The sequence below is a fragment of the Bacteroides sp. 2_2_4 genome, assembly GCF_000157055.1.
Classification (GTDB): domain Bacteria; phylum Bacteroidota; class Bacteroidia; order Bacteroidales; family Bacteroidaceae; genus Bacteroides; species Bacteroides ovatus.
In genome coordinates this window covers 154,702-180,911 of sequence record NZ_EQ973366.1, presented here as the reverse complement: position 1 = coordinate 180,911, position 26,210 = coordinate 154,702, and the positions used below count along the sequence as shown (strand labels likewise).

The window sequence follows — 26,210 nt, the reverse complement described above, 5'->3', positions numbered from 1 at the left end:
AGACCATGAAAAAAAATAAAATTCTGATTCTTCTGGTAATTGGTTTATCATTGGGTAGTTGTGTGCAAACTGATGACGAGGCGTTTTCTCCGGAACCGACCGTAAAAGGAGGAGAAAAATCCATTACGGCCATTTGTGCTGTTACCGCCACAACACGCACGTCGCTTAATGCATCCATGAATGTGGTTTGGACCCAAAATGATGAGATACGGCTGTTTGGCACTTCAACACCGAATGGAGCTGTTTATACTACTACTGCCAGTAGTGTTCGTACCGCTGTTTTTGACCCGGTGGACACTTCTGTAGATGATGCCATCCGATATGCTGTTTATCCGGCGTCGGCTGCGTCAGGCAGCCAACTTGAAGGTACGACACTTGCTGTTGACTTTTCGGCACTTGCCGGACAGAAATGGATGGGTGCATTTAATGCCGATAGTGAAATATCATCTTTGCCGATGGCGGCAGCCTCTGATGGTGAAGCCTTCTCTTTTAAGAATCTGTGTGGTGGAGTACGGATACAACTGACTGATTATCAGTTAATGGGAATTAGCGTTAAGTCTGTAGCTGTACGCGGTAATGACGGAGAACAGGTGTCGGGTATAGCTGATGTTAATGTAGCGGATGGAATCGTATCACTTCGGAAGTCTTCCACTCCTTCTGCTGCGGCTACTGCATTGGTTACTTGTGATACAAGCGTACCTCTTTCTACGGATAATAATCCCTCGGCTCATACAGACTTTGTTTTATTTCTTCCTGCGGTAAATTATACCAAAGGGTTGACTTTCGTCATAACGGATGCTGCCGGACGGATTTACGAACAAGCAACTCCGGGTGCTTTCACTATTGAAGCCGGAGTTGTAAAACCGATGGAATTGTTGCCGGTGACGTTGTATTATGGTAAGGCAAACTGTTATCGTACGGCATCTGCAGGAACACTTGAAATAGATGTTACACCTTATTATTCATTGGCAGGAGATTATACTTATGAAAATCGTCCGAGAGTGAATGTCAATGGGGAATTGGTAGATAAGGCTGTGTCTGCGGCTGTTTTGTGGACACAAACGAATTCGTCTTCATCAGGAGATGTTCTTTCTGCTGTTCCTGCATTGGAGGGAACTACTTTAAAAGTCCCTGTAAGCGGCGTGAAAGGAAATGCCCTTGTGGCTATTCGAGATGCATCGGGCAAGAATGTATGGTCTTTCCATATTTGGGTGACTGAAGCATCGGATCTTACCTATATTAACGAGGAACGGGGAACGTTCAAAATGATGGATCGTAATTTGGGTGCAACTTCTGTTACTCCTAAAGACCAGAATGCTTATGGTGCATGGTATCAGTGGGGGCGCAAAGATCCGTTCCCGCGTCCGCTTGATATTGTCCGTTCGAGTGCGACGACTGTGAGTGATAAGGAATTAACTGCCAATGCAACCACTTCTGCCGAAGTAGGAACTGTGAGTTATACTATCTCCAATCCTGATACAAGAATCTTTTCTGCGAATGACTGGCATAATGAATGGCGGAATAACGGACTGTGGGGAAATTCAGACGGTTTGACTAAGAATGTAAAGACAGTGTATGACCCCTGTCCGGAAGGTTATTGTGTGCCCGATCAGAATTGCTATCAGGGATTTATCTTTACTTCAAAAACAGAATGTGATAATAATTACGGGCATCTGTTTGTGATTGATGGTTCGCAAACTTCTTACTTCCCGACAGGAGGCTATCTGGATAGGGGAGCTAATAAAATTGCTTATCAGGAATATCGGGGGTATCAATGGACTAGTAATCCGGGGACAACAGGAGCTTATTACTTCTATTATAATAATGCAAATCTTAATTTTACAGGTCTGGACCGTGCTTCGGCAGCATCTGTCCGTTGTGTCAGGATAGAGTAAAATGAAAGATATTTTTTAATCATAATAATACATGCATTCATGAAATATTTCAATATTTTATTTCTGATTTTGTTTCTTACTACAAGCGCGAAAGCGCAATCGGTCAAGGTGTCTGTAAGTAAAGTCAGTATTCCGACATACACAGAACCCGAACGTGAAGAACTGCCGATGTTTGCTGAAAACCGGGTACACCAACGGTCGAGTGGCAATCCTTATCCTAATAAAATCGTTCTGAAAGTGAATCGGGAACAAAAAGTGGATAAGGAATATACACTAATCAAATTGGAGAATGAATATTTGGAACTTCAAATATTGCCGGAAATTGGTGGTAAGATATATGCTGCCAAAGATAAAACGAATGGATATGATTTTTTCTATAAGAACCATGTCATAAAACCTGCTCTTATCGGTGCATTGGGGTCATGGATTTCCGGTGGACTGGAGTTTAACTGGCCTTTTCATCATCGGGCTTCGTCTTTTATGCCTACTGATTATGAGATAGAAAAACTGCCGGGCGGAGGAGTGATTGTTTGGGTTTCGGAACATGATCCGACAGACCGGATGAAAGGCATGGTTGGTATTGTGCTTAATCCTGGTGAGTCTATCTTTGAAACGAGAGTCAAGTTGTCGAATATCACACCGTTAAGACATTCGTTTTTATGGTGGGAGAATGTGGCGGTACCTTCGAATAAGAATTATGAGATATTCTTTCCGCACGATGTAAGCCATGTGTTTTTCCATTACAAACGTTCGGTTACCACTTATCCGGTTGCAACAAATGCGGCGGGGATATTTAATGGTATTCGTTATGACGGTGCAGTTGATATAAGCAAACATAAGAATACGATTCAGCCTACCTCTTATTTTAGTGCGGCATCACAGTATGATTTCTTTGGCGGTTATGATACGGGCAGGAAATGCGGGGTTGTACACATCGGAGATCATCATGTGTCACCCGGTAAGAAAATGTTCACATGGGCTTACAATCAGTTGTCCCAGTCTTGGGAAAATGCTCTCACAGATACAGATGGAGCCTATTGTGAGTTAATGGCAGGCAGTTATTCTGACAATCAGCCGGACTTTACATGGCTTGAACCGATGGAGACTAAAACCTTCTCGCAATATTGGTTCCCGATCGGAGAAATCGGGGTTCCGGATTTTGCGAACACGACAGGAGCTATATACGTCAAGGATACGATTAAAGTGCAACTGAACAAGACTCGTAATGTGAAGATTACGGTCAAAGGTGATAATCAGATTTTGTATTCAGGAAAAGCTACGGTCAAAGCCAGAGAAGAATATATGCTACCTGCGGATGTAAGAATGAAGTTGGGATATTCAATAGATGTCACCGCTAATGACGGAACTGTTTTAATGTCTTATACAGTGAAGAAACACGATACTTTTAATATTCCTCATACAACACAGGATATGCCGAATATCAAAAAGGTTGAAAGTCCGCATTTGTTGTATCTTGAAGGTTTGCATGTGGACCAATACCGTGATCCTGCCACTAAAGGAGAGAGCTATTATAAAGAAGCTCTTGAACGTGATCCGAATTTTGCTCCTGCATTGATCGCTTTAGGAGAAGCAAAATTACGCAATGCTTTTTACAGTGAGGCTTTGGAATATCTTTTGAGGGCGGAAAAAGTGTTGACACGGTTCAATACGCGTCTTGAAAATGGGAAACTGTACTATTTGTTAGGGCATGTTTATTTAGCGCTCGATGAGCAGGAGAAATCCTATGATTATTTCCGGAAAGCGGCATGGAGCAGTGCTTATGTTTCTTCAGCCATGACTTATGCGGCTATGCTTGACATACGTAAGCTGGAGTATGACAAGGCTGTTCAACATCTTACTACTGCCATTACTTATCATAAAGATAATGCTGTAGCCAATGCGTTGATGATATATGCTTCTTATTTGCAGGGAGATAAAAAAGCATCGGAACGTCAATATTTGTCTGTAGAAGCGAATGATAAACTTAATCATTTGGCACGTTATTTCGGTGTGTTGACCGGTAAAGTTAGTGCCCGGGATTTTATGGAAAAGATACAGACGGATAAGAATCAGGTATGTCTCGATCTTATAGAAACTTTGCTTGTCGCTAATCTGCAGAAAGAGACTGTTTCCCTGATAGAGATGTTGCAAACACACGAACCTCTGATTTTTAGTCTGTCTGCCATATATGCAGATATAAAAGGCGGTTCTCCGAATGATTCGGCAACGGAAGGGATTGCTTTCCCAAGTCGGCGAATTGAAATGAACAGTTTGTCTCATTGGGCAAAACAGGGAAGTCGGAAGGCGCAGTTGCTGTTGGGATGTGCCCTCTACGCCAAAGGACATTATGAGAAGGCAGTCGCTCTTTGGGAAGGCTTGTCCGGTACTGATTATCGTGCTGCACGAAATCTGGCTGTCGCTTACTATTCACACATGGATCGTAAAAATGAAGTGTTACCCTTATTGAAGCAGGCATTATCCTTGAAGCCGAATGACGAACAGTTGATTTTTGAAACGGTCTATGTAATGGGTAAGTTAGGAGTTGCTCCTATTGAACGTATTTCTTTCCTGAATAATCATAAGTCTGTAATTAGCCGCGATGATATTATGCTTGAATGGGCACGAGCTTATAACATGGCAGGACAGGAGGATAAGGCAATAGAACTTCTTAGGGGACGTAACTTTGTCCCGGCTGAAGGTGGAGAACATGCCGTAGCAGAACAGTATATGTTTGCTTATTTCCTGAAAGGGCGTAGATTAATGAAAGAAAATAAAATGCAAGAAACGGTTGATTGTTTTAAGGCTGCGCAAACTCTGCCTCAAAATCTGGGAGCAGGTTTGTGGAATATCGTTAGATTGGTTCCATTTAAATATTATGAAGCAATCTGTTTGAAATCTTTGGGGCAGGAAGACAAGGCCAATGAGAATTTTGATTTTATAACGGGTATTGAGGTAGATTATTTTAGTAATATGAACTTACCGGAATTGCCATTTTATCAGGCACTTTGTTATCGTGAAACGGGTATGCCTTTCAAGGGGGATATGCTCATCAATTATAAACTGCAAGATTGGAAAGAAGGCATGAAGACTGTTGATGCGGGTTATTTTGCCACTACTCCTTTCTTTATAAGTTTCTGCGATCGTGCCGTACAGCAAAGGAGTGCTTATTATAGTTATTTACTAGCGCTGGCTTATCGCTACACCGGTGATACGAAGCTGGCACAGAAATATATTGAGCAGGCAGCGGTGAGTGATCCTTATGCTCTGAATATTTTTGCAGAAAGACAATTCTGAACGATCTTGTAAAGCTCATTTGGACGCGGATTCATACAGATTTATATTTAGAAAGAATCTGTATGATCCGCTTCATTATCAGCATCTTTGTTTAGTGCAATTAATGTAATTTCGGTTTTAGTATTAGAAAGTGTTTTGAAGGTATGGTTCTCTTTACGAAAATATATTCCGAAAGAAGATTATTTTTTGTAGATTTGTGAGACTGATAAACACAATTCCGGGAACGATGGATATTCAAGCCTTTCGAAATTATTACGATACATACTATGAACAACTTTGTTGTTTTCTCAACTTCTATACGCATGATGTAGCAGTCATAGAAGATGTTATTCAGGAGGTGTTTCTCAAACTATGGGAGAATAAAGATTGTATTGAAATAACCTATATAAAAACCTATCTTTTCCGGGCTGCCAAAAATCGGGTATTAAACTATCTTCGTGATGAGGAAAACAGGCATCAGTTGTTAGAGAATTGGTTTAACCAGCAACTGGAAGAAAGGAAATATAAAGATTGTTTTGACATTGATGCCTTGACAAAAGTGGTGAATCGGGCAATTGAACAGCTTCCGGAGAGATGTAGGGAGATATTTTCCTTGAGCCGGAAGGAGGGACTTTCTTATAGGCAGATTGCCGAACGTCTCGGGATTTCTGTAAAAACAGTAGAGACACAAATAAGCATTGCGCTCAAACGAATAAGAGAGATCTTATCTTCTTCTGCATTTGCATTTTTGTGGCTGTTTATTCGATAAAATATTTATTCTTTACTATTGAATGTCAGATGAATAGATTTTTTGCTTGTTTGTATTTAGCCGTACTTGTTAGTGCTTGTGCGGAATGTGAGGTCATTCCTGGAGTGAAAACAGCATTTTATGGTGTTACTCAAGGTGGTGATACCGTTACTCAATATATCCTGACTAATGCTTCAGGAGCTCAATTCAAGGTCATTGACTATGGGTGTCGTGTGACGAATATTATGGTGCCGGACCGGGAAGGAAAAATGGCAGATGTAGTGCTTGGATATGAAAACCTAAAGGATTATGAGACTGGAGCCGAGCGGTTTTTCGGGGCTTTATTAGGACGTTATGCTAACCGTATTGCCGGCGGGAATTTTATGATTGATTCTGTTCGGTATCAACTTTCGTGCAATGAATCTCCAAACGGACGTCCCGGGCATTTGCACGGCGGTGTGAAGGGATTTGATCGTGTCATGTGGAAAGCGATGCCGGTCAATTGTTCTGATACGCTTGGCATTGTTTTTACTCGTTGCAGTCCTGACGGAGAGGAGGGATATCCTGGTAATTTGGACTGTAAAGTCACTTATTACTGGACTCCGGACAATACTTGGCGTATAGAATATGAGGCAGTTACCGATCAGCCGACTATCGTTAATATGTCGCAACATTGCTATTTTAACCTTCAGGGTTATGACGGAGGTTCGGTTTTAAATCATATCGTACAAATTAATGCGGATTCAGTTACGGTAAATACTCCGTGGTATGTGCCGGTTTCGGTTGAATCAGTAGTAGGAGGACCTTTAGATTTTCGCACTCCTCATAGCTTTGCAGAACGTGTCACCTCTCCTAATGAACACATGAAACTTATGGGTGGTTATTCGGCTAACTGGATACTTCGTGATTATAACGGAGATTTGCGTTATGCTGCAACTGTCACGGAACCTCAAAGTGGCCGTCAATTAGAAACTTACACTACAGAGCCCGGCTTGTTGATCTATACCGGTATCGGGCTTTCAGAAAAGATAGTGGCTAAAGGTGGTCCACAACAGAAATATGGTGGTCTGATATTGGAAACCATCCATCATCCGGACACGCCACATCATCCTGAATTTCCATCCTGTGTGTTGCGTCCTCATGAGAAATATTATTCCGTTACGGAATATAGATTTACTGTGCAAAAGTAATTCAATAGAGTATACCTTGGAATTACTTATCTTTTTCCGGGAAAACTCTTATTTCTATCAAAAAAAGTAATAATTTTGGCATTGATTTGCGGATTGCCTAAATTATGAAAGATAGAATGTTAGATTTAAAACAACTTACAGCTGATGTATGTCGGATTGCTACAGAAGTTGGATATTTTTTGAAAGAAGAACGAAAGAACTTCCGTCGTGAGCGTGTGGTGGAAAAACATGCACACGATTATGTGTCTTATGTGGATAAAGAATCTGAAGTGCGAGTGGTGAAAGCCCTTACTGCTTTATTGCCTGAAGCGGGATTCATTACAGAAGAAGGCTCTGCCACTTATCAGGATGAACCCTACTGTTGGGTGATTGACCCCTTGGATGGAACCACGAATTATATTCATGATGAGGCTCCTTATTGTGTGTCCATCGCTTTACGTAGCCGTACCGAACTTCTTTTAGGTGTCGTTTATGAAGTTTGCCGGGATGAATGTTTTTATGCTTGGAAAGGCGGAAAAGCGTTTATGAATGGTGAAGAAATTCATGTGTCGAACGTTGAGGACATCAAAGATGCATTTGTCATTACAGAATTACCTTATAATCATCTGCAATATAAACAGACTGCTCTTCATCTCATCGATCAGCTTTATGGGGTAGTGGGCGGTATTCGAATGAATGGCTCGGCTGCTGCCGCAATCTGCTATGTGGCTATTGGGCGTTTGGATGCTTGGATGGAAGCATTTCTCGGAAAATGGGATTATTCTGCGGCAGCACTGATTGTTCAGGAGGCGGGAGGAAAGGTGACTGATTTTTATGGTGAGGATCATTTCATAGAAGGACATCATATTATCGCAACGAACGGGAATCTTCATCCTTTCTTTCAGAAGCTCCTAGCAGAAGTCCCTCCATTGAATATGTAGGTGCTATTGCAACTTCAAATTTCTATTATTATGAAACACACACTTCTTATCAAAGACTGGCTTAGTTCCTTCTTATCTTTGCTATTTCCCCGTTGCTGCGTTGTTTGCGACCGGCCGTTAGCAAAGGGTGAAGAATGTATCTGTACAGTATGTAATATCAATCTACCCCGTACTAATTATCATCTTCGAAAAGATAATCCGGTAGAACGGCTCTTCTGGGGACAAATCCCTTTGGAACGGGCTACTTCTTTTTTCTTTTATGAGAAAGGAAGCGACTTCCGGTTGATTCTTCATCGGTTGAAATATGGTGGACAAAAGGAAATAGGTGCAATTATGGGGCGGTATATGGCTGCCGAACTTTTGTCTTCCCATTTTTTTCAGGGAATTGATGTGATAATCCCCATACCGCTTCATAAGAAAAAACAGCAAATCCGTGGTTATAATCAGAGTGAGTGGATTGCCCGTGGTATTGCTGCTGTAACAGGAATACCCATCGATACAGAATCCATATTGCGTAAGAAAAATACGGAAACGCAAACGCGTAAATCTGTGTTTGAACGTCGGGATAATGTGGAAGGTATCTTCGAGCTTCAGCATCCCGAAACACTTGCCGGAAAACACATATTGATAGTTGACGATGTGTTGACCACTGGTTCTACTACTCTGGCATGTGCTTCCTGCCTAGTGAATGTGGAAGGAATACGGATTAGTATATTGACGTTGGCAACGGCTTAAATTTGTTTCAAGAATGTATAAAGGGCTTCTCAAAGATGACTTTTTATAAAAAAAACGAGATTGAGAACCGAATGAATTAATAATTTCTTATATTTGCACTGTCGTAGATCGACATGTTTTTATGTTTTTGAAGAAAAAAAGCGTTTAGCAGATTTCTGTGCAAGCGAAAAGTCGAAAATTCAAATACGCACATGAAACAGTAAAATGCTCCTTGCGATATGCGGGGGGTATTTCCTGTTTGTGCGTATAGGGCTTCGACTCCCTCGCTTGCGGATAGGCAAATGCCCTACCGCTTTTTTTGTATATACAGGGTTTGTAAAAGGGCGCAAACCATCATTTGTTATAAATGGAAAGAACAAAAAAGATATGCCCGCTTTCTCCTCAAAGCAATCGTGTGATTTGCTTGAGAATACCCTTCTTGGCTGCATCGCCATACAATCAAGAAATCATCCGGCTGGACATCTCTTATGGTATTCTTTCCTTCTTTTATGTATTTAAACCGATTTGAAATGAATGAAGATAGAGAAATAAACAGGTTCGGCTAAGACCCCAAGACGAGGTGGTTTATATCCAAACGGTAGGACTGCCTCGTCTATTTTTTCATTAAACAAATGAAGTGTCACGGCGAATCTATAGCAGCCAGTTGGTTGTGGTTTGCTATTTTTCGCCAAGATCTAATGTTATTTAAACTTTAAAGGCAAGTCAAATGGGACGGAGTGGTGTCTGACGGTTAAAAGGTCGAAAACATTACATTTATGTGTAACTACTTGCCTTTATCAAGAAACGATGAGGTACGACCAGTATCAGAGGGGGACTAATGGATTTATCCGGGAGGTTCCCCTTATTCTTTCGTCTTTGTTCTCAAACTGATCCCCAAATCCCCAATATTCAGACTAAGCCGCCGTTTTCAAACTGAACCGCTGTCTTTGGAGTAGTAGCAAATCAGCGGGGATAAATTTTAGATTAGTCTGAAAAATCGGGGAACAGTTTAAAAGTTTGGGTAATGTGCTTTAGGGCAGCCTATACCAAAAAAGTTCGTTCCTGCACAGTTTTGAGCTAAACGAATGCATGCCTCGCCACCGTATCTCCGTTAGGTGTGCCAATAAGACTTTTTTAATTGCCCAAACAAATTATCTTTATTGCCTAGTCAGATTATCTCAATTAGCTACTTTTACTTCGTTCCACTATAATGGAACGAAATAAAAATAGCAAGTGGAACGAATCTGGATAGGCAAACGGATAAATAGAAATGCCCAATTAAAATCATTTCCTATGAATAGACGATTCGACTCATTCCATATGGGTTTTGAACAATTCGATGCTCTTTTCTATAACATGTTCAATTCTTCCAGCTCCTTCACTTTTCTTCTGTATTGCCGATAAACAAGGAGTTTGCAGGTGAATAGCCGCCCCTTCACCTTCTCTTCATCGTGAATCAAGTCAAATTGCTACTTTCAGATTCCACCATTAAGCAAGATTAGTAAAGCTATTTCGTAATTAGTTTCAACCCTATTTGAAACTAGATGTTTCACGCCGAGAAACAAAGTGTTTCAAGCAGTGAAACGAAGTGTTTCTCGGTGTGAAACGGATTGTTTCAAGCCTTGAAACAATTTTTGAAACTAATCGCTACAGGAGAAGAGATGGTGAAGTTGTTATCCTTCACCCGCAAATTCCTTATTCATCGGAGAGACAGAGAAAAGATGAAGGGGGACATGGAAAAATGGAAAATAAATATCCAATAAGAGAATTTATTCAATTCTGTTGTGATTCAATACCACACCAGTTAATCACTATTTAATTCCTTTTTGTACCGATATGATGTACCTACTTTTAGAGATATGGTTGTTCTGAGCCAAATCCCACAAGATATATTATTAGTCCTTTGGATGATAAGAAAGGTGAATAAATAGAAAAGCCACCCTTCTAGGTGGCTTCTTTTTTGCTCTTCCTCTTGGACTTGAACCAAGGACCCTCTGATTAACAGTCAGATGCTCTAACCGACTGAGCTAAGGAAGAATGTTTGCAATCAAGATTTTCAACTTTGCTCTTCCTCTTGGACTTGAACCAAGGACCCTCTGATTAACAGTCAGATGCTCTAACCGACTGAGCTAAGGAAGAATGTTTTTCTCAATTGCGATGCAAAAGTACTAGGTTTTTTTGAAATATGCAATATCTTTGCAAAAAAAATATTAGGAATGGACAAAATAATAGGATTGGGCAACGCCCTGGTAGACGTACTCGCAACCCTGAAGGATGATACTCTTTTGGATGAAATGGGTTTACCCAAAGGAAGCATGCAGCTCATCGATGACGCTAAGTTACAGCAGATTAACACAAAATTTTCACAGATGAAAACTCACTTGGCAACAGGCGGATCGGCAGGAAATGCCATCCTCGGACTGGCTTGTTTGGGTGCTGGAACAGGGTTTATCGGAAAAGTGGGAAATGATAATTATGGAGAATTTTTTCGTGAAAATCTGCAGAAAAATAAGATTGAAGACAAATTATTGACCTCGGATCGACTGCCTTCCGGTGTGGCATCCACTTTTATTTCACCGGATGGAGAGCGCACTTTCGGAACCTATCTGGGAGCAGCGGCTTCTTTGAGAGCAGAGGAACTGACCTTGGATATGTTTAAAGGTTACGCGTACCTATTTATAGAAGGCTATCTTGTTCAGGACCACGAAATGATTCTTCACGCCATTGAACTGGCTAAAGAAGCCGGTTTGCAGATTTGTCTCGATATGGCTAGTTATAACATTGTGGCTAATGATCTGGAATTCTTCACCTTGTTAATAAACAAATATGTCGACATTGTCTTTGCAAACGAAGAGGAAGCGAAAGCCTTTACCGGCAAGGAGCCGGAGGAAGCTTTGAGAGTGATTGCCAAGAAATGCAGTATTGCTATTGTAAAAGTCGGGGCAAATGGTTCTTATATCCGCAAAGGGACAGAAGAAATAAAGGTTTCGGCCATTTCGGTTCAAAAAGTGGTAGATACTACCGGTGCCGGTGATTATTTTGCTTCCGGATTCTTATACGGATTGACTTGCGGATATTCGTTGGATAAATGTGCAAAAATAGGTTCTATTCTCTCGGGAAATGTTATTCAGGTAATCGGAACAACGATATCACAGGAACGCTGGGATGAAATTAAGTTAAATATTAACAGGGTTCTGGCGGAATAACAAAGGATTGAGCTACTTTTACGACTCATTTAGATTGAAAGAGGTATGAAAAAATTGCTGAACAGGCAGATAGCTATTGTTGCAGTAGCGGTGATAGCAACAGTTGCTTTCTTTAGTTTCAAGAGTGGAGACGACCGTAATTTCCAGATTGCAAAGAATCTGGATATATTTAATGCGATTGTGAAAGAACTGGATATGTTCTATGTAGATACCATTGATCCGAATAAAACGATTCGGGAAGGAATCGATAATATGCTTTATACGCTGGATCCTTATACGGAATATTTCCCGGAAGAAGATCAGAGTGAACTGGAGCAGATGATTAAAGGATCATTTGGTGGGATGGGTTCTTACATTGCTTATAATACGAAACTAAAACGTTCGATGATTTCTGAACCTTTTGAGGGAACGCCTGCTGCAAAAGCCGGTCTGAAAGCGGGAGATATACTGATGGAGATTGACGGACAGGATCTTGCCGGTAAGAATAATGCGGAAGTCAGCCAGATGTTACGCGGACAGGCAGGTACCAGTTTTAAGCTAAAGATTGAGCGCCCGAATGAGAAAGGTGGACGTACGCCGATGGAGTTCACGATTGTACGTGAGTCTATTCAGAATCCGGCGATTCCTTATACTGCCGTATTGGATAATAATGTAGGTTACATTAGCCTTAGCACTTTTTCCGGCAACCCTTCCAAAGAGTTTAAGAAAGCATTTCTGGATTTGAAGAAACAGGGAGCTACTTCGTTGGTGATAGACCTCCGTAGTAATGGCGGTGGATTGCTGGATGAAGCAGTAGAAATTGCGAATTATTTCTTGCCGCGTGGAAAGGTGATTGTAACGACCAAAGGGAAAATCAAACAAGCTAGTAACACTTATAAGACATTGCGCGAGCCGTTGGACTTGGATATTCCGATTGCGGTATTGGTAAATAGTGGAACCGCTTCTGCTTCCGAAATCTTATCAGGTTCTCTGCAGGATCTCGACCGTGCCGTTATCGTTGGTAACCGTACCTTCGGAAAAGGACTGGTACAGGTTCCCCGCTCTTTGCCTTATGGCGGAACGATGAAAGTGACTACCTCCAAATATTATATTCCAAGTGGACGTTGTGTACAGGCTATTGACTACAAGCATCGTAATGAAGATGGAAGTGTAGGAACCATTCCTGACAGTTTGACTAAGGTATTCCATACGGCTGCCGGACGTGAAGTACGCGATGGAGGTGGTGTAATGCCGGATATTGTTATCAAACAGGAGAAATTACCGAATATCCTCTTCTATTTGGTACGTGATAATCTGATTTTTGATTATGCAACTCAGTATTGTTTGAAACATCCTACCATCGTTGCTCCGGAGAAGTTTGAGGTGACAGATGCTGATTATAATGATTTTAAAGCGTTGGTGAAGAAAGCCGACTTCAAATATGACCAGCAAAGCGAGAAAATTCTGAAAACGTTGAAAGAAGCTGCCGAGTTTGAAGGGTATATGGATGATGCTTCAGAGGAGTTCAAAGCACTTGAAAAGAAGTTGAACCATGATCTTGATCGCGACTTGGATTATTTCTCATCTGATATAAAGAAGATGATTGCTACTGAAATTATCAAGCGTTACTATTACCAACGTGGTAATATCATCCAGCAGTTGAAGGATGATGATGGTTTGAAGGAAGCGATGAAAATTCTGAATGATCCGGTGAAATATAAAGAAATGCTTAGTGCTCCGGCTGCTAAGGAATAAATATATTTCAAACATAGATATATGCGGAAAACGCGGTTTTGTTACCAACAAGCCGCGTTTTCTGTATATCTATATTTAATTGTAAAAGTCCTGTAAGGTCATGCCCGGACACTGATATTTGTGTCCTTAATCGATCTTTATTGACGAACCAAAGGCAGGGTAAAATAGAATCTGCTTCCCTGGCCTTCCTGAGAGCGCAACCAGATACGTCCACCCATCTTCTCTACTAACATTCTGCAAAGAGTTAATCCCAATCCTGTTCCCTGAACAAAATCGTCGACCTTTCCAAAGCGCCGGAAAATTGTGGCAATTCTTGCTGCCGGAATGCCGATGCCGCTATCTTTAACGTAGAACTCTACAAAATCCTCCTTTTCCCGATATCCGAAATGAATTTCTCCTTTCGGGGTAAACTTCGTAGCGTTACTAAGCAAGTTACTTATAATTTGTATGATGCGATTCCAGTCTCCCGAAGTATACATGTCCGTATCTACGTCGTCCAAAATAAGTTTGACACCGTTTTGCGTCTTATGCCAGAATTGTTGTTCCAGCTGCAGGCAGATATCTATTAATTTGATCGGGCGGATATTGAATTTTAGAGAATCAGCTTCAAGCGATGCCAGATCCAGAATATCATTAAATAGATTCAGCAGCATTTCCGAATTTCGTTCGATGATTTCCGAATATTGATTCTTCTCTTCCGCAGATGTTGCGTAAGTGATTAGTTTGGAGAATCCTACAATGGCATTGAGCGGGGTACGTATTTCATGACTCATGTTTGCCAGAAAAGCAGATTTCAATCGGTCCGACTCTTCCGCTTTGATTCTGGCAGCCTTTAGTTCTTTCTGTTGTTGGGCATTCGTCTGTTCCGCCTCCCATTGTTGGGATATATCACGGCACATACACAACAGATACTTTTTATCCAAAGGAAAGATACGGTTTTCGTAGTGATGTAAAACACCGTCTAGCATTAATTCATGCCTGGCTGTGGAGCTTTCTCCTGTGAGAATCACCTTATCCATATTCTTGCGGACACTTTCATAAGCCTCTTTGGGCAGAATGTCTTTTACGTTAGTGGTAGTGATATTGTTGGGGCTGATACCTTCTACGTGATTAGTTGCCGGAGAAGAAGCAAGCTCTATGATATTGGCGTCATGGTCGAAGACGGTGAGCATGTCAGGAAGAGCATCCAGTATCCGGGTACTATATTTATCACGAAAACGTTCTTTGGAAGGAGAGGAAGAATCAGAAGAAGAATGAGAGGAAAGAAAATCTATTTTCTTCTCTAATTGTTCGATTATTTCCAAAAGATCTTCCTTTGTTTTGTTTTCGTAATTTCTCATAGAAGATTCGTTATTATTCATTAGAATGTTGTAGAAGTTGTTTTATCTGTTGCAAATATAAAACAATATTCCGAGATGCTGACAGCCTCCCTAGTTATTATAATATAAAAAAAACGGATAGCTTTTGCCCTACTAATCAGAATGTTCTATCTTTGCATCCATTATATATAAATGATTTACAATATGTCTACAGAATTATTCTCTACTCTGCCCTATAAGGTGGCAGATATTACACTTGCTGATTTCGGACGCAAGGAAATCGATTTGGCAGAAAAAGAAATGCCCGGCCTGATGGCTCTTCGCGAAAAGTATGGAGAATCCAAACCGTTAAAAGGTGCCCGCATTATGGGGTCGTTGCACATGACCATTCAAACGGCTGTGCTGATTGAAACATTAGTGGCTTTAGGAGCTGAAGTACGTTGGTGCTCTTGTAATATATATTCAACGCAGGATCATGCTGCTGCTGCGATAGCTGCTGCCGGTGTACCGGTATTTGCATGGAAGGGCGAGACTCTTGCCGATTATTGGTGGTGCACGTTGCAGGCATTGAGCTTTGACGGCGGTAAGGGACCGAATGTGATTGTAGATGATGGCGGTGACGCAACAATGATGATCCACGTGGGTTATGATGCTGAAAATAATGCTGCCGTATTGGATAAGGAAGTACACGCGGAGGATGAAATAGAACTGAATGCCATCTTGAAGAAAGTGTTGGCAGAAGACAGTACTCGCTGGCATCGTGTGGCGGAAGAAGTGCGTGGCGTATCTGAAGAGACTACGACAGGCGTACACCGTTTGTATCAGATGCAGGAAGAAGGCAAATTGCTGTTCCCGGCATTCAATGTAAACGACTCGGTAACGAAATCTAAGTTTGATAATCTGTACGGTTGCCGCGAATCGTTGGCCGACGGAATCAAGCGTGCAACAGATGTGATGATTGCCGGAAAAGTAGTAGTGGTATGCGGTTATGGTGATGTGGGTAAAGGCTGTTCTCACTCCATGCGTTCTTATGGAGCGCGGGTGCTCGTGACGGAGGTAGACCCGATCTGTGCACTGCAGGCTGCAATGGAAGGTTTCGAAGTAGTGACGATGGAAGAGGCTTGTCTGGAAGGTAACATCTTCGTGACTACGACAGGTAATATCGATATTATCCGTATCGACCACATGGAGAAAATGAAAGACCAGGCTATCGTTTGCAACATCGGCCATTTCGATAATGAAATTCAGGTAGATGCTTTGAAACATTATCCGGGCATCAAATGTGTGAATATCAAACCGCAGGTAGACCGTTATTATTTCCCGGATGGACATAGCATTATCTTGTTGGCCGACGGTCGTCTGGTAAATCTGGGATGTGCAACAGGACACCCGTCATTCGTGATGAGTAATTCATTTACCAATCAGACATTGGCGCAGATAGAACTGTTCAACAAGAAATATGATATCAATGTATATCGCTTGCCGAAGCATCTGGACGAGGAAGTGGCTCGCCTGCATCTTGAAAAGATCGGTGTGAAACTGACTAAGCTGACTCCCGAACAGGCCGCTTATATTGGTGTATCGGTGGACGGACCTTATAAAGCAGATCATTATAGATACTAATTTGATTTACGATTAGACGATTTACCATTTACGATTGATAAGTGAGGGAGATCGATATTCCACTGTTATCAATTGTAAATGTTAGATTGTCCGGTCGTATTTATTTTTATATTCAAACTTCAATCGTAAATAGTAAATCGTGTCATCGTAAATGAAAAAGTTTCTTCCTGACTTAATAGCCATTCTGGCTTTTATCATTCTTTCTTTCGCCTATTTTTTTCCGGCTGATATCGAAGGTCGTATCTTGTTTCAGCATGACACGGCTGCCGGAGTCGGTGCAGGACAAGAATCGAAAGAGTATCTCGAGCGTACCGGAGAACGTACGCGCTGGACAAACTCGATTTTTGGAGGTATGCCTACTTATCAGATGTCTCCGAGTTACGACTCGACAACGTCCCTGAAAGGGGTGGAGAAGGTTTATCGCCTCTTTCTCCCGGATTATGTAGTGCTGACTTTTATCATGATGCTGGGATTCTATATCCTCTTGCGGGCGTTTGGAATATCGGCCTGGCTGGCAGGATTAGGCGGAGTGATATGGGCATTCTCTTCCTATTTCTTCATTCTGATACCGGCAGGGCATATCTGGAAGTTTGTGACATTGGCTTATATACCACCTACGATTGCAGGTGTCGTTCTGGCTTACCGGAAGAAATACCTGTTGGGCGGAATCGTTACGGCCCTGTTCATCGCCCTTCAGATTCAGTCGAATCACATTCAGATGAGCTATTATTTCATGTTTGTGATTTTGTTTTTTGTAGGAGCTTACTTTGAAGATGCTTACAAAAAGAAAGAATTGCCTCATTTCTTCAAGGCTAGCGGGGTTTTAGCACTGGCTGCCGTGGTAGGAGTCTGCATCAATATTTCCAATCTGTATCATACGTATGAATATAGTAAGGAGACGATGCGTGGCAAGAGCGAATTGAAGCAGGAGGGAGCTGCTGCCAGTCAGACTAGTAGCGGATTGGATCGTGATTATATAACCAACTGGAGTTATGGTATCGGTGAAACGTTGACGTTGCTGGTTCCGAATGTAAAGGGGGGAGGATCAGGATCTACGATGTCACAGAGCGAAGCTGCTATGGCAAAGGCCAATCCAATGTATAACGGTATTTACTCACAGTTACCTCAATATTTCGGTGAGCAGCCGTGGACAGCCGGTCCGGTATATGTGGGGGCATTTGTGATGTTCCTCTTTGTATTGGGGTGCTTTATAGTGAAAGGTCCTCTTAAATGGGCGCTGCTGGGAGCTACTATCTTCTCGATTCTGCTTTCATGGGGAAAGAATTTCATGGGGCTGACGGACTTCTTTATCGATTATGTCCCGATGTATAATAAGTTCCGCGCTGTATCTTCTATTCTGGTAATAGCTGAATTTACAATACCTTTGTTGGCGATTTTTGCCTTGAAAGAGATTTTGAGTAAACCGGATATGCTGAAACAGGAAAAGAACTGCAGAGGAGTGATTGCTGCGTTGGTACTAACTGCCGGTGTGGCACTCATTTTAGCTGTCGCCCCGGGCACTTTCTTCTCCAGCTTTATAACGACACAGGAGATGACTGCTTTGAAACAAGCACTTCCTGCCGAACATTTGGCTCCGTTTGTGGCCAATCTGACTGAAATGCGCGAAGCCATTATTGCTTCGGATGCATGGCGCAGCTTCTTTATTATAGTGATCGGTTGCCTGTTCTTATTCTTGTATCAACTGCGGAAGTTGAAAGCCTCTTTCACACTGGCGGGTGTTGCACTTTTGTGTCTGATAGATATGTGGAGTGTCAATAAACGCTATTTGAATGACGAACAGTTCGTGCCGAAGTCGAAGCGGTCAGAAGCATTCGTGAAAACACAGGCGGATGAGATTATTCTTCAGGATACGACTCCGAATTATCGTGTACTGAACTTCATCGGTTTCCCCGGTAATACATTTAATGAAAACAATACAGCATATTGGCATAAGAGTGTCGGTGGCTATCATGCAGCGAAACTTCGCCGTTATCAGGAAATGATAGACCATCACATCGTGCCCGAAATGAAAGAAACTTATCAGGCTGTGGCTACTGCCGGTGGACAGATGGACAGTGTGGATGCTTCTAAATTCCGTGTACTGAATATGCTGAATACCAAATACTTCATTTTCCCTGCCGGAGAGCAAGGGCAGGCTGTTCCTGTCATGAATCCTTATGCATACGGTAATGCATGGTTCGTAGATAAGGTGCAGTATGTAAATAATGCAAATGAAGAAATAGATGCTTTGAACGATATTCTTCCAACGGAAACAGCCGTAGTGGATGTGAAGTTTAAAGAACAGCTGAAAGGTGTGACAGAAGGATATAAAGATTCACTATCTACCATCCAGTTAACCAGTTACGAGCCAAATCGTTTGGTTTATAAGGCCTCCACTCCTAAAGACGGAGTTGTTGTTTTCTCTGAAATATATTATCCGGGATGGCAGGTGACTATTGATGGCCAGCCGGTGGATATTGCCCGTGCAGACTATATCTTGCGTGCGATAAATATGCCGGCAGGGGAACATACCATCGAGATGTGGTTTGATCCGCAAAGCATACACGTCACGGAAAGTATTGCTTATGCAGCATTGGCTTTATTGTTAATCGGAGTTATGCTTCTTGCGTGGACGCAGCGGAGCAAGATAGCGAAGAAGTCCTAAGCGAAATGAAATAGTACGTAAACCTGTTGTGTATCATAAGGTTATTAAATAAGGGCGGCTCTCTTCCTCACGAAGAGAGCCGCTACTTTACATTCACTAAAAAATTATGAAAAACAAACGCTGTTCATAGAAACATATTAAGTGTGATGTTTTAGAGATTTTTTTGTTCAAAGTCCGGACCCTTGTCAGGATGATTATCTTTGTGCATTCTTCTTTGAGAAGCTTTTTTACGTGCGGAATTTTGTTCGGCCTGCCATTTCTCATACTGTTCTTTTGTCAGAATCTTTTTTATTTTCTTTTCTTTGGTTTCTGCGGCTTTCTTTTGTGAGTCGGCAGAATTGGTATCTCTGCTCATCATCGGACCACCTCCCATTCTGCCCGGGAAACCACCTTCTCCCATCATTGGCGGTTGGCCTCCACCCATTGGCGGACGTCCTCCCCGCATACCGGGACCTTCTCCCATTGGTGGGCGATAGTCATCCGAATTTTGCATAGCCTTGAAAAATGCTTTTTGCTCTTTCAGGTTCAGCTTATATATTTTCTTATATTGTTTATCTGTCAGTTGGAGCAACTTATTCATTTGCTCTGTCATCTGGGTTGCTACCTTCTCTGGATTCAGAACTTCGCGTGGAAGATGCTTTTCTTGTTGCTGCCTTTCTTGCGGCTCATTGGCTTCTTGTGCATCTATAAAACCTGCACAGCATGTTAAGCTGACTGCCAATCCTATCAATTTCATGTTTTTTCTCATTTCTCTTACTGCTTTTATTTGTTTTAATATCTCAAAGCTAAGTAGATACTGGAGCAGATAAAAATAAAATCGACTAAGGGTGGAGATTTGTCTATCAAATGCCTGACTTTTCTTCGTCCGATGGGTTTATGCTATTATGCTTTGGGGTGGAGGAAGGTTCCCCGCCTTGAAACTACAACAGTAACCTATTACCATTCTGAAAATACGATGAATAAAGGGTTTGATAATATAGGTGATAGGTGAAAGAGGATTCTTGTTTTTATCTATGAGAGTGACTGTCCATTCATTTACCCATTGAAAAAGGAAAATATGAATATAAACAAATAGTTTGTGGATAGTCTCATTATGCTATAAGCTGCTAAATTTGTAGCCAATAATAGAGCATATATTATGAAAAAACTACTATTCATTTTTTCCTTTTTTTTCTTGTTCGTGTTAAACGGAAAAACACAGGAGGTAGAGATTCTGACATTAGAGGATTGCCTCCGCATTGGTATTGACAATAACTTGTCGCTAGAAGGAAAACGTAAAGAAATACAAAGAAGTAAGTATGGCGTATCTGAAAACCGTTCGAAGCTGTTGCCGCAAATAAATGCGATAGCCGGTTATAGTAACAATTTTGATCCTCCGGTGTCCGTCACAGACGGATCATCTTACGGTGTTCCTTATAATATAACGCAGACGCTGCAACATTCTGCTAATGCAGGACTGGAAATGCAGATGCCGCTTTTCAATCAGACTCTTTATACTTCTATGTCCATAGCTAAAGTGATGGAAGAAATCAGTCGTCTGTCTTATGGAAAAGCCAGGGAAGATGTTATTCTTCAAATCAGTAAGATGTATTATCTCGGACAGGTCACGGCCGAACAAATCATGCTGATAAAAGCTAATATCACCCGTCTGGAGGAATTGAGAGATATTACACAGGCTTTCTTCGATAACGGAATGTCTATGGAAGTCGATCTGAAAAGAGTCAATATCAATTTGGAAAATCTGAAGGTGCAATATGACAATGCACAAGCAATGATGAAACAGCAATTGAATATGCTGAAATACATTATGGATTATCCGGCTGAAAAGGAAATCGCGCTGACACCGGTAAATACCGATAGCATTACTACGGTAGCCCTGACCGGCTTGTCGGAAAATATCTATGAACTTCAACTCTCACAATCGCAAGTGCAACTGGCGGAACGGCAAAAGAAGATCATTACTAATGGATATATCCCTTCCCTTAGTCTGACAGGTAGCTGGCGATATGCTGCATATACGGATAAAGGTTATCATTGGTTCCACTCCGGTCCGTCCAATCAATGGTTTCGTTCCTATGGAGTGGGGCTAACCTTGCGTATTCCGATTTTCGACGGACTGGATAAAACCTATAAAATAAAGAAGGCGATGATCGATATAGAGAACAAAAGACTGGCATGGGAAGATGCCCGGAAGAATTTGCAAACTCAATATCTGAATGCTGTGAACGACCTGATGAACAATCAGCGTAACTTTAAGAAACAAAAGGATAACTACTTGCTTGCCGAAGATGTGTACGCAGTCACTTCTGACCGTTACCGGGAAGGCATTGCTTCTATGACGGAAGTGCTGCAAGATGAAATGCAGATGAGCGAAGCTCAAAACAACTATATCAGCGCACATTATAACTATCGGGTGACTAACCTGATGCTGCTTAAACTGACCGGACAAATAGAATCATTAGTCAAATAATACGCAAATAACAATCATAAATATGGAAACAATGGAAAATAACCTTCCTTCCGCTACTCATCAGGAGAAAGCAAAAAAAATGAAGAAACTTCGTCGCTGGCAGATTGCTATCAGCCTTTTCGGAGTGGCTATTATTGTTTGGGGAGTGATTGAAGTGATCTGCCTTTTTTTGAATTATAGCCAGACGGAGACTAGTAACGATGCACAAATAGAACAATATGTGTCTCCTATCAATTTACGTGCTTCAGGTTACATTGACAAAATCTACTTTACAGAACATCAGGAGGTACATAAAGGAGATACTTTGCTGGTACTGGATGATCGTGAATATAAAATTCGCGTAATGGAGGCTGAAGCTGCCTTGAAAGATGCGCAAGCCGGTGCGACCGTCATCAATGCTACACTCAATACCACGCAGACAACAGCATCTGTTTACGATGCGTCTATTGCCGAGATTGAAGTACGTTTGGCGAAACTGGAAAAAGACCGGAAACGATATGAGAATCTCGTGAAACGAAATGCGGCTACTCCTATCCAACTTGAACAGATTGTCACTGATTATGAAGCTACGCGTAAGAAGTTGGAAGCTACGAAAAGGCAGAAAAAAGCAGCTCTTTCCGGTGTAGATGAAGTGTCCTACCGTCGCATGAATACCGAAGCGGCTATTCAAAGAGCAACAGCTGCGCTCGAAATGGCCCGGTTGAATCTTTCCTATACGGTTGTAATAGCTCCTTGTGACGGAAAACTCGGCCGTCGCTCATTAGAGGAAGGACAGTTTATTTCGGCAGGGCAGACCATCACCTATATTCTTCCTGATACCCAGAAATGGATCGTTGCCAATTATAAGGAGACACAAATCGAGAATCTGCATATCGGACAGGAAGTATTTGTCACAGTAGATGCCATTAGCGATAAAGAGTTTAAAGGCAAAGTCACCTCTATATCAGGAGCTACCGGGTCTAAATATTCATTAGTGCCGACGGATAATTCGGCAGGTAATTTTGTGAAGATTCAGCAACGTATTCCCGTACGAATCGATTTCACCGATTTATCGAAAGAAGATAACGAACGGTTAGCAGCAGGCATGATGGTAGTAGTGAAAGCCAGACTCTAATCCCTCCGCCTCTTCTGTCTATATACAGTGCCTTATAATTTTTAATTTATATTTTTAATTAGTCCGATGCCCTCTTATCCTAAAAATTATCCTTTCTATAGCTGGATGCCCAAACCGTTGGGTATTATCATTCTGTTATTTTTCTTTCTACCGATTCTTACGGTAGGCGGGGTTTATTCGGTGAATAGCACCGAAATGATGAGCGGGCTTGGCATTATATCCGAGCATATCCAGTTTGCCAACTTTGTTACTTCTATTGGTATGGCAGCCTTTGCTCCCTTCCTATATCAGTTGGTGTGTGTACGGCGGGAGAAGATGATGTGTATTGTCGGGTTTGCGTTCATGTATATATTCAGTTATATCTGTGCAAAGACAGACAGCGTTTTTCTGTTGGCGCTTTGTAGTCTTCTGACGGGTTTCTTGCGTATGGTACTGATGATGGTCAATCTGTTCACACTCATTTGGTATGCGGGTGGAATGGAAGCTACCCGCAATATTACTCCGGGGTTGGAGCCGAAAGATACTGCCGGTTGGAATAAATTGGACATTGAAAGATGTGTGAGTCAGCCGGCTGTTTATCTGTTTTTTATGATTCTGGGACAGTCGGGCACAGCATTGACGGCTTGGCTGTCCTTTGAATATGAGTGGAAATATGTGTATTACTTTATGATGGGGATTCTTTTGATCTCTATTTTGCTCCTGTTTATTACCATGCCGAATTATAAGTTTCCCGGAAGGTTTCCTATTAATTTCCGTAAGTTCGGCAATGTCACTGCATTTTGCATCTCGCTGACTTGTCTCACGTATGTGCTGGTTTATGGAAAAGTACTCGACTGGTATGATGACGAATCTATCCGTTGGGCGACAGCTGTAAGTATTCTTTTTGCGGGAATTTTTCTATATATGGACGTAACGCGCCGGTCGCCTTATGTTTTGCTGGATGCGTTCAAACTGCGTACTATACGTATGGGAGCATTACTTTACTTATTATTAATGGTGATAAACTCCAGTGCTATGTTTGTCAATGTATTTGCAGGAGTGGGGATGCATCTCGATAATCTGCAAAATGCTTCATTAGGTAATTGGTGTATGGTAGGTTATGCTATTGGCGCCGTGATTGCTATGGTGTTGGGAGGTAAAGGGTTACATTTTAAGTATCTGTTTGCGATGGGATTCTTCTTCCTGTCTTTATCAGCTGTTTTCATGTATTTCGAGGTACAGACAGCAGGAGTTTACGAGCGTCTGAAATATGCGGTTATCATCCGTGCCACAGGCATGATGATTCTGTATGCGCTGACGGCTGCTTATGCCAATCAACGTATGCCTTTTAAATATCTTTCTACCTGGATCTGTATTATGCTTACCGTGCGTATGGTTGTGGGACCGAGTATTGGCGGAGCAATTTATACAAATGTTTTGCAGGAGCGGCAACAACACTATATAACCCGTTATGCGCAAAATGTAGACCTGCTTAATCCGGATGCTTCCACTTCCTTCCTTGGTACGGTACAGGGTATGAAATATCAGGGAAAGAGTGAGACGGAAGCCCGTAACATGGCTGCTATATCTACCAAAGGGCGTATTCAGGTGCAGGCCACGCTCTCTGCGCTCAAAGAGATGGCGGGATGGACAATTTATGGTGGATTAATTTGTATGATATTTGTGCTTGTTGTTCCTTATCCTAAACGAAAATTGCTAACTTAGCGTCGTTTTTGATAATGATCTGTTAATATATTAGTATGATGAATAGCGGACAAGATCGTTTATTGCAGTTTGATCGCGATTTGTTAAGTGGGAAAAATATATGTAGCTCCGAAGGGATATTTGTAAATTTTCCACCCTCACTGAAGAAACCTTTCCAAATGAAAGGACTGGGGCTGGTTATTTGCCGCCAGGGTAATTTCCAGTTTTCGCTTAATCAGAAAAAGCATTTCGCTGAAGCGGGCGAAAGTTTGTTTATTCCCGAAGATGGCGAGTTTCAGGTTTTGCAAGAGTCGGAAGACATGGAGGTGCAGATTTTGATTTATCAGATAGAACCGATCCGGGATATTATGGGGAATCTGGTTGTTTCCATGTATATGTATTCCCGCCTTACTCCCGAAGAACCTTCTTGTGTCTGGTCTACTGGTGAGGAAGAAGAGATCGTAAAGTATATGTCCTTGTTGGACAATGTGTTACAGTCGGAAGAAAATTCATTTAAACTTTATGAGCAGAAATTACTTCTACTTGCATTGACGTACAGGATTTGCTCTATTTATAATCGCAAACTCGTCAATGACGGGCGGGAAGTGGGAGGACGCAAAAATGAAGTCTTTATTCACTTGATCCAGTTAATCGAAAAATATTATATGCAGGAACGGGGTGTTGAGTTTTATGCGGATAAATTGTGTTTGTCTCCTAAATATCTTTCTGCCGTTTCTAAGAGTATCTGCGGATATACCGTGCAGGAACTTGTATTCAAAGCTATCATTCGCAAGAGCATCTCATTACTTAAAAATACGCAGAAGGATATTCAGGAGATTTCAAATGCCTTCGGCTTCCCCAATGCTTCTTATTTCGGTACGTTCTTTAAGAAGCAGGTTGGGGTTTCACCGCAGCAATATCGGAAGAATCTTTAAACGTTTATTCTTTTTCACCATAGGCAAGGTCGCCTGCGTCACCCAAGCCCGGAACAATATAAGAATGTTCGTTGATTTCCGGATCAATGGCAGCGCACCAGATAGTTGTCTTGTCTTCAGGAAATACATTCTTTATATGGTCAATGGCCTTTTGGCTGGCAATAATGGAAGCAACGTGAATTTCAGCGGGATGACCTTTCGTCAGCATTGCCTGGTAACTTAGTTCCATACTGCCTCCTGTTGCTAACATAGGATCGGTGATAATCAATGTTTTGTCATCAATACGGGGAGATGCGATATATTCTATATGTATATCGAATTTCAGCGTATCTTTATATTTGCGGTAAGCAGAAACAAATGCATTTTCCGCCCCGTCGAAATAACTAAGGAAACCTTGGTGGAAAGGCAGACCTGCACGTAGAATAGTACTGATTACTAAATTGTTGTCCGGTGTACTGACCGGAGCAATTCCCAGTGGTGTCTGGATATTCTTTACCGAGTATTTAAACTCTTTACTCATTTCATAAGCCATGATTTCTCCGATCCGTTCAATGTTACGGCGGAAACGCAGGCGGTCGTTCTGAACTTCTACATTTCTAATTTCGGATATGTACTGGTTTAGAATCGAATTAGTTTGGCCAAAATCAATTACTCTCATATTATATTTTAATCAAATTTTAATCTCATTTTCATAGTATTGATAACATACTGGCTTGCAAAG

At 41.7% G+C, this 26,210-nt stretch carries 18 protein-coding genes and 2 tRNA genes; 15 read left to right on the top strand and 5 right to left on the bottom strand.

Features of this window, described 5'->3' with window-relative positions; translation table 11 throughout:
- The first annotated feature begins 5 nt into the window (after positions 1 to 5).
- The 7 genes from BSCG_RS05625 (at position 6) to BSCG_RS30105 (ending at position 10,559) form a co-directional block, all read left to right on the top strand.
- Positions 6 to 1,895, top strand: a complete 1,890-nt coding sequence (locus tag BSCG_RS05625; protein ID WP_008776976.1) for a hypothetical protein — start codon at positions 6 to 8, stop codon at positions 1,893 to 1,895.
- A 39-nt stretch (positions 1,896 to 1,934) separates the two neighbouring features.
- The gene (locus BSCG_RS05630; RefSeq protein WP_008776975.1) at positions 1,935 to 5,189 is read left to right on the top strand and encodes a DUF5107 domain-containing protein; all 3,255 of its coding nucleotides are present in this window, start codon (positions 1,935 to 1,937) and stop codon (positions 5,187 to 5,189) included.
- Between the two features lie 226 nt (positions 5,190 to 5,415).
- On the top strand, positions 5,416 to 5,937 hold the full coding sequence (locus BSCG_RS05635) for an RNA polymerase sigma-70 factor (RefSeq protein ID WP_032849707.1): 522 nt from the start codon (positions 5,416 to 5,418) through the stop codon (positions 5,935 to 5,937).
- Between the two features lie 29 nt (positions 5,938 to 5,966).
- A complete protein-coding gene (locus tag BSCG_RS05640) occupies positions 5,967 to 7,106 on the top strand; it encodes an aldose epimerase family protein (protein WP_008646389.1) in 1,140 nt (379 codons plus the stop codon).
- A 116-nt stretch (positions 7,107 to 7,222) separates the two neighbouring features.
- The gene (locus tag BSCG_RS05645) at positions 7,223 to 8,026 is read left to right on the top strand and encodes an inositol monophosphatase family protein (RefSeq protein ID WP_008776974.1); all 804 of its coding nucleotides are present in this window, start codon (positions 7,223 to 7,225) and stop codon (positions 8,024 to 8,026) included.
- 30 nt (positions 8,027 to 8,056) lie between these two features.
- Positions 8,057 to 8,761, top strand: a complete 705-nt coding sequence (locus BSCG_RS05650; protein WP_004310712.1) for a ComF family protein — start codon at positions 8,057 to 8,059, stop codon at positions 8,759 to 8,761.
- Positions 8,762 to 10,340: 1,579 nt separating this feature from the next.
- Complete coding sequence (locus tag BSCG_RS30105; RefSeq protein ID WP_157453715.1) at positions 10,341 to 10,559, top strand: hypothetical protein; 219 nt, start codon at positions 10,341 to 10,343, stop codon at positions 10,557 to 10,559.
- 144 nt (positions 10,560 to 10,703) lie between these two features.
- On the opposite strand, the gene BSCG_RS05655 is transcribed toward BSCG_RS30105, so the two are convergent.
- Together BSCG_RS05655 and BSCG_RS05660 are read right to left on the bottom strand one after the other, a co-directional pair.
- A tRNA-Asn gene (locus BSCG_RS05655) sits at positions 10,704 to 10,777 on the bottom strand.
- 28 nt (positions 10,778 to 10,805) lie between these two features.
- A tRNA-Asn gene (locus tag BSCG_RS05660) sits at positions 10,806 to 10,879 on the bottom strand.
- 77 nt (positions 10,880 to 10,956) lie between these two features.
- Here BSCG_RS05660 and BSCG_RS05665 point away from each other — a divergent pair.
- Together BSCG_RS05665 and BSCG_RS05670 are read left to right on the top strand one after the other, a co-directional pair.
- On the top strand, positions 10,957 to 11,946 hold the full coding sequence (locus BSCG_RS05665) for an adenosine kinase (RefSeq protein WP_004310711.1): 990 nt from the start codon (positions 10,957 to 10,959) through the stop codon (positions 11,944 to 11,946).
- Positions 11,947 to 11,991: 45 nt separating this feature from the next.
- Positions 11,992 to 13,680 carry a S41 family peptidase gene (locus tag BSCG_RS05670; protein WP_004310710.1) on the top strand — a complete coding sequence of 563 codons (1,689 nt, stop codon included), beginning with the start codon at positions 11,992 to 11,994 and terminating at the stop codon, positions 13,678 to 13,680.
- A gap of 137 nt (positions 13,681 to 13,817) precedes the next feature.
- Here BSCG_RS05670 and BSCG_RS05675 read toward each other — a convergent pair whose 3' ends face one another.
- The gene (locus BSCG_RS05675; protein WP_004310709.1) at positions 13,818 to 15,020 is read right to left on the bottom strand and encodes a PAS domain-containing protein; all 1,203 of its coding nucleotides are present in this window, start codon (positions 15,018 to 15,020) and stop codon (positions 13,818 to 13,820) included.
- 183 nt (positions 15,021 to 15,203) lie between these two features.
- Here BSCG_RS05675 and ahcY point away from each other — a divergent pair, with 183 nt between their 5' ends.
- Complete coding sequence (gene ahcY / locus BSCG_RS05680) at positions 15,204 to 16,622, top strand: adenosylhomocysteinase (protein WP_004302401.1); 1,419 nt, start codon at positions 15,204 to 15,206, stop codon at positions 16,620 to 16,622.
- 151 nt (positions 16,623 to 16,773) lie between these two features.
- The gene (locus BSCG_RS05685; RefSeq protein WP_004310708.1) at positions 16,774 to 19,287 is read left to right on the top strand and encodes a YfhO family protein; all 2,514 of its coding nucleotides are present in this window, start codon (positions 16,774 to 16,776) and stop codon (positions 19,285 to 19,287) included.
- Positions 19,288 to 19,438: 151 nt separating this feature from the next.
- On the opposite strand, the gene BSCG_RS05690 is transcribed toward BSCG_RS05685, so the two are convergent.
- On the bottom strand, positions 19,439 to 20,035 hold the full coding sequence (locus BSCG_RS05690; RefSeq protein ID WP_004310707.1) for a hypothetical protein: 597 nt from the start codon (positions 20,033 to 20,035) through the stop codon (positions 19,439 to 19,441).
- Positions 20,036 to 20,425: 390 nt separating this feature from the next.
- Here BSCG_RS05690 and BSCG_RS05695 point away from each other — a divergent pair, with 390 nt between their 5' ends.
- The 4 genes from BSCG_RS05695 to BSCG_RS05710 all read left to right on the top strand — a co-directional run bounded on the left by BSCG_RS05695 (position 20,426) and on the right by BSCG_RS05710 (position 25,489).
- The gene (locus BSCG_RS05695; RefSeq protein WP_008776970.1) at positions 20,426 to 21,757 is read left to right on the top strand and encodes a TolC family protein; all 1,332 of its coding nucleotides are present in this window, start codon (positions 20,426 to 20,428) and stop codon (positions 21,755 to 21,757) included.
- Positions 21,758 to 21,779: 22 nt separating this feature from the next.
- Positions 21,780 to 22,871 (top strand): HlyD family secretion protein, encoded by a 1,092-nt coding sequence (locus tag BSCG_RS05700; RefSeq protein ID WP_004296422.1) that lies wholly within the window; start codon positions 21,780 to 21,782, stop codon positions 22,869 to 22,871.
- Between the two features lie 66 nt (positions 22,872 to 22,937).
- Positions 22,938 to 24,575 (top strand): hypothetical protein, encoded by a 1,638-nt coding sequence (locus BSCG_RS05705; RefSeq protein WP_004302396.1) that lies wholly within the window; start codon positions 22,938 to 22,940, stop codon positions 24,573 to 24,575.
- A gap of 38 nt (positions 24,576 to 24,613) precedes the next feature.
- Positions 24,614 to 25,489 (top strand): helix-turn-helix domain-containing protein, encoded by an 876-nt coding sequence (locus tag BSCG_RS05710; protein WP_008776969.1) that lies wholly within the window; start codon positions 24,614 to 24,616, stop codon positions 25,487 to 25,489.
- Between the two features lie 4 nt (positions 25,490 to 25,493).
- Here BSCG_RS05710 and upp read toward each other — a convergent pair whose 3' ends face one another.
- Positions 25,494 to 26,147 (bottom strand): uracil phosphoribosyltransferase, encoded by a 654-nt coding sequence (gene upp, locus BSCG_RS05715; RefSeq protein ID WP_004302394.1) that lies wholly within the window; start codon positions 26,145 to 26,147, stop codon positions 25,494 to 25,496.
- Positions 26,148 to 26,210 lie beyond the last annotated feature (63 nt).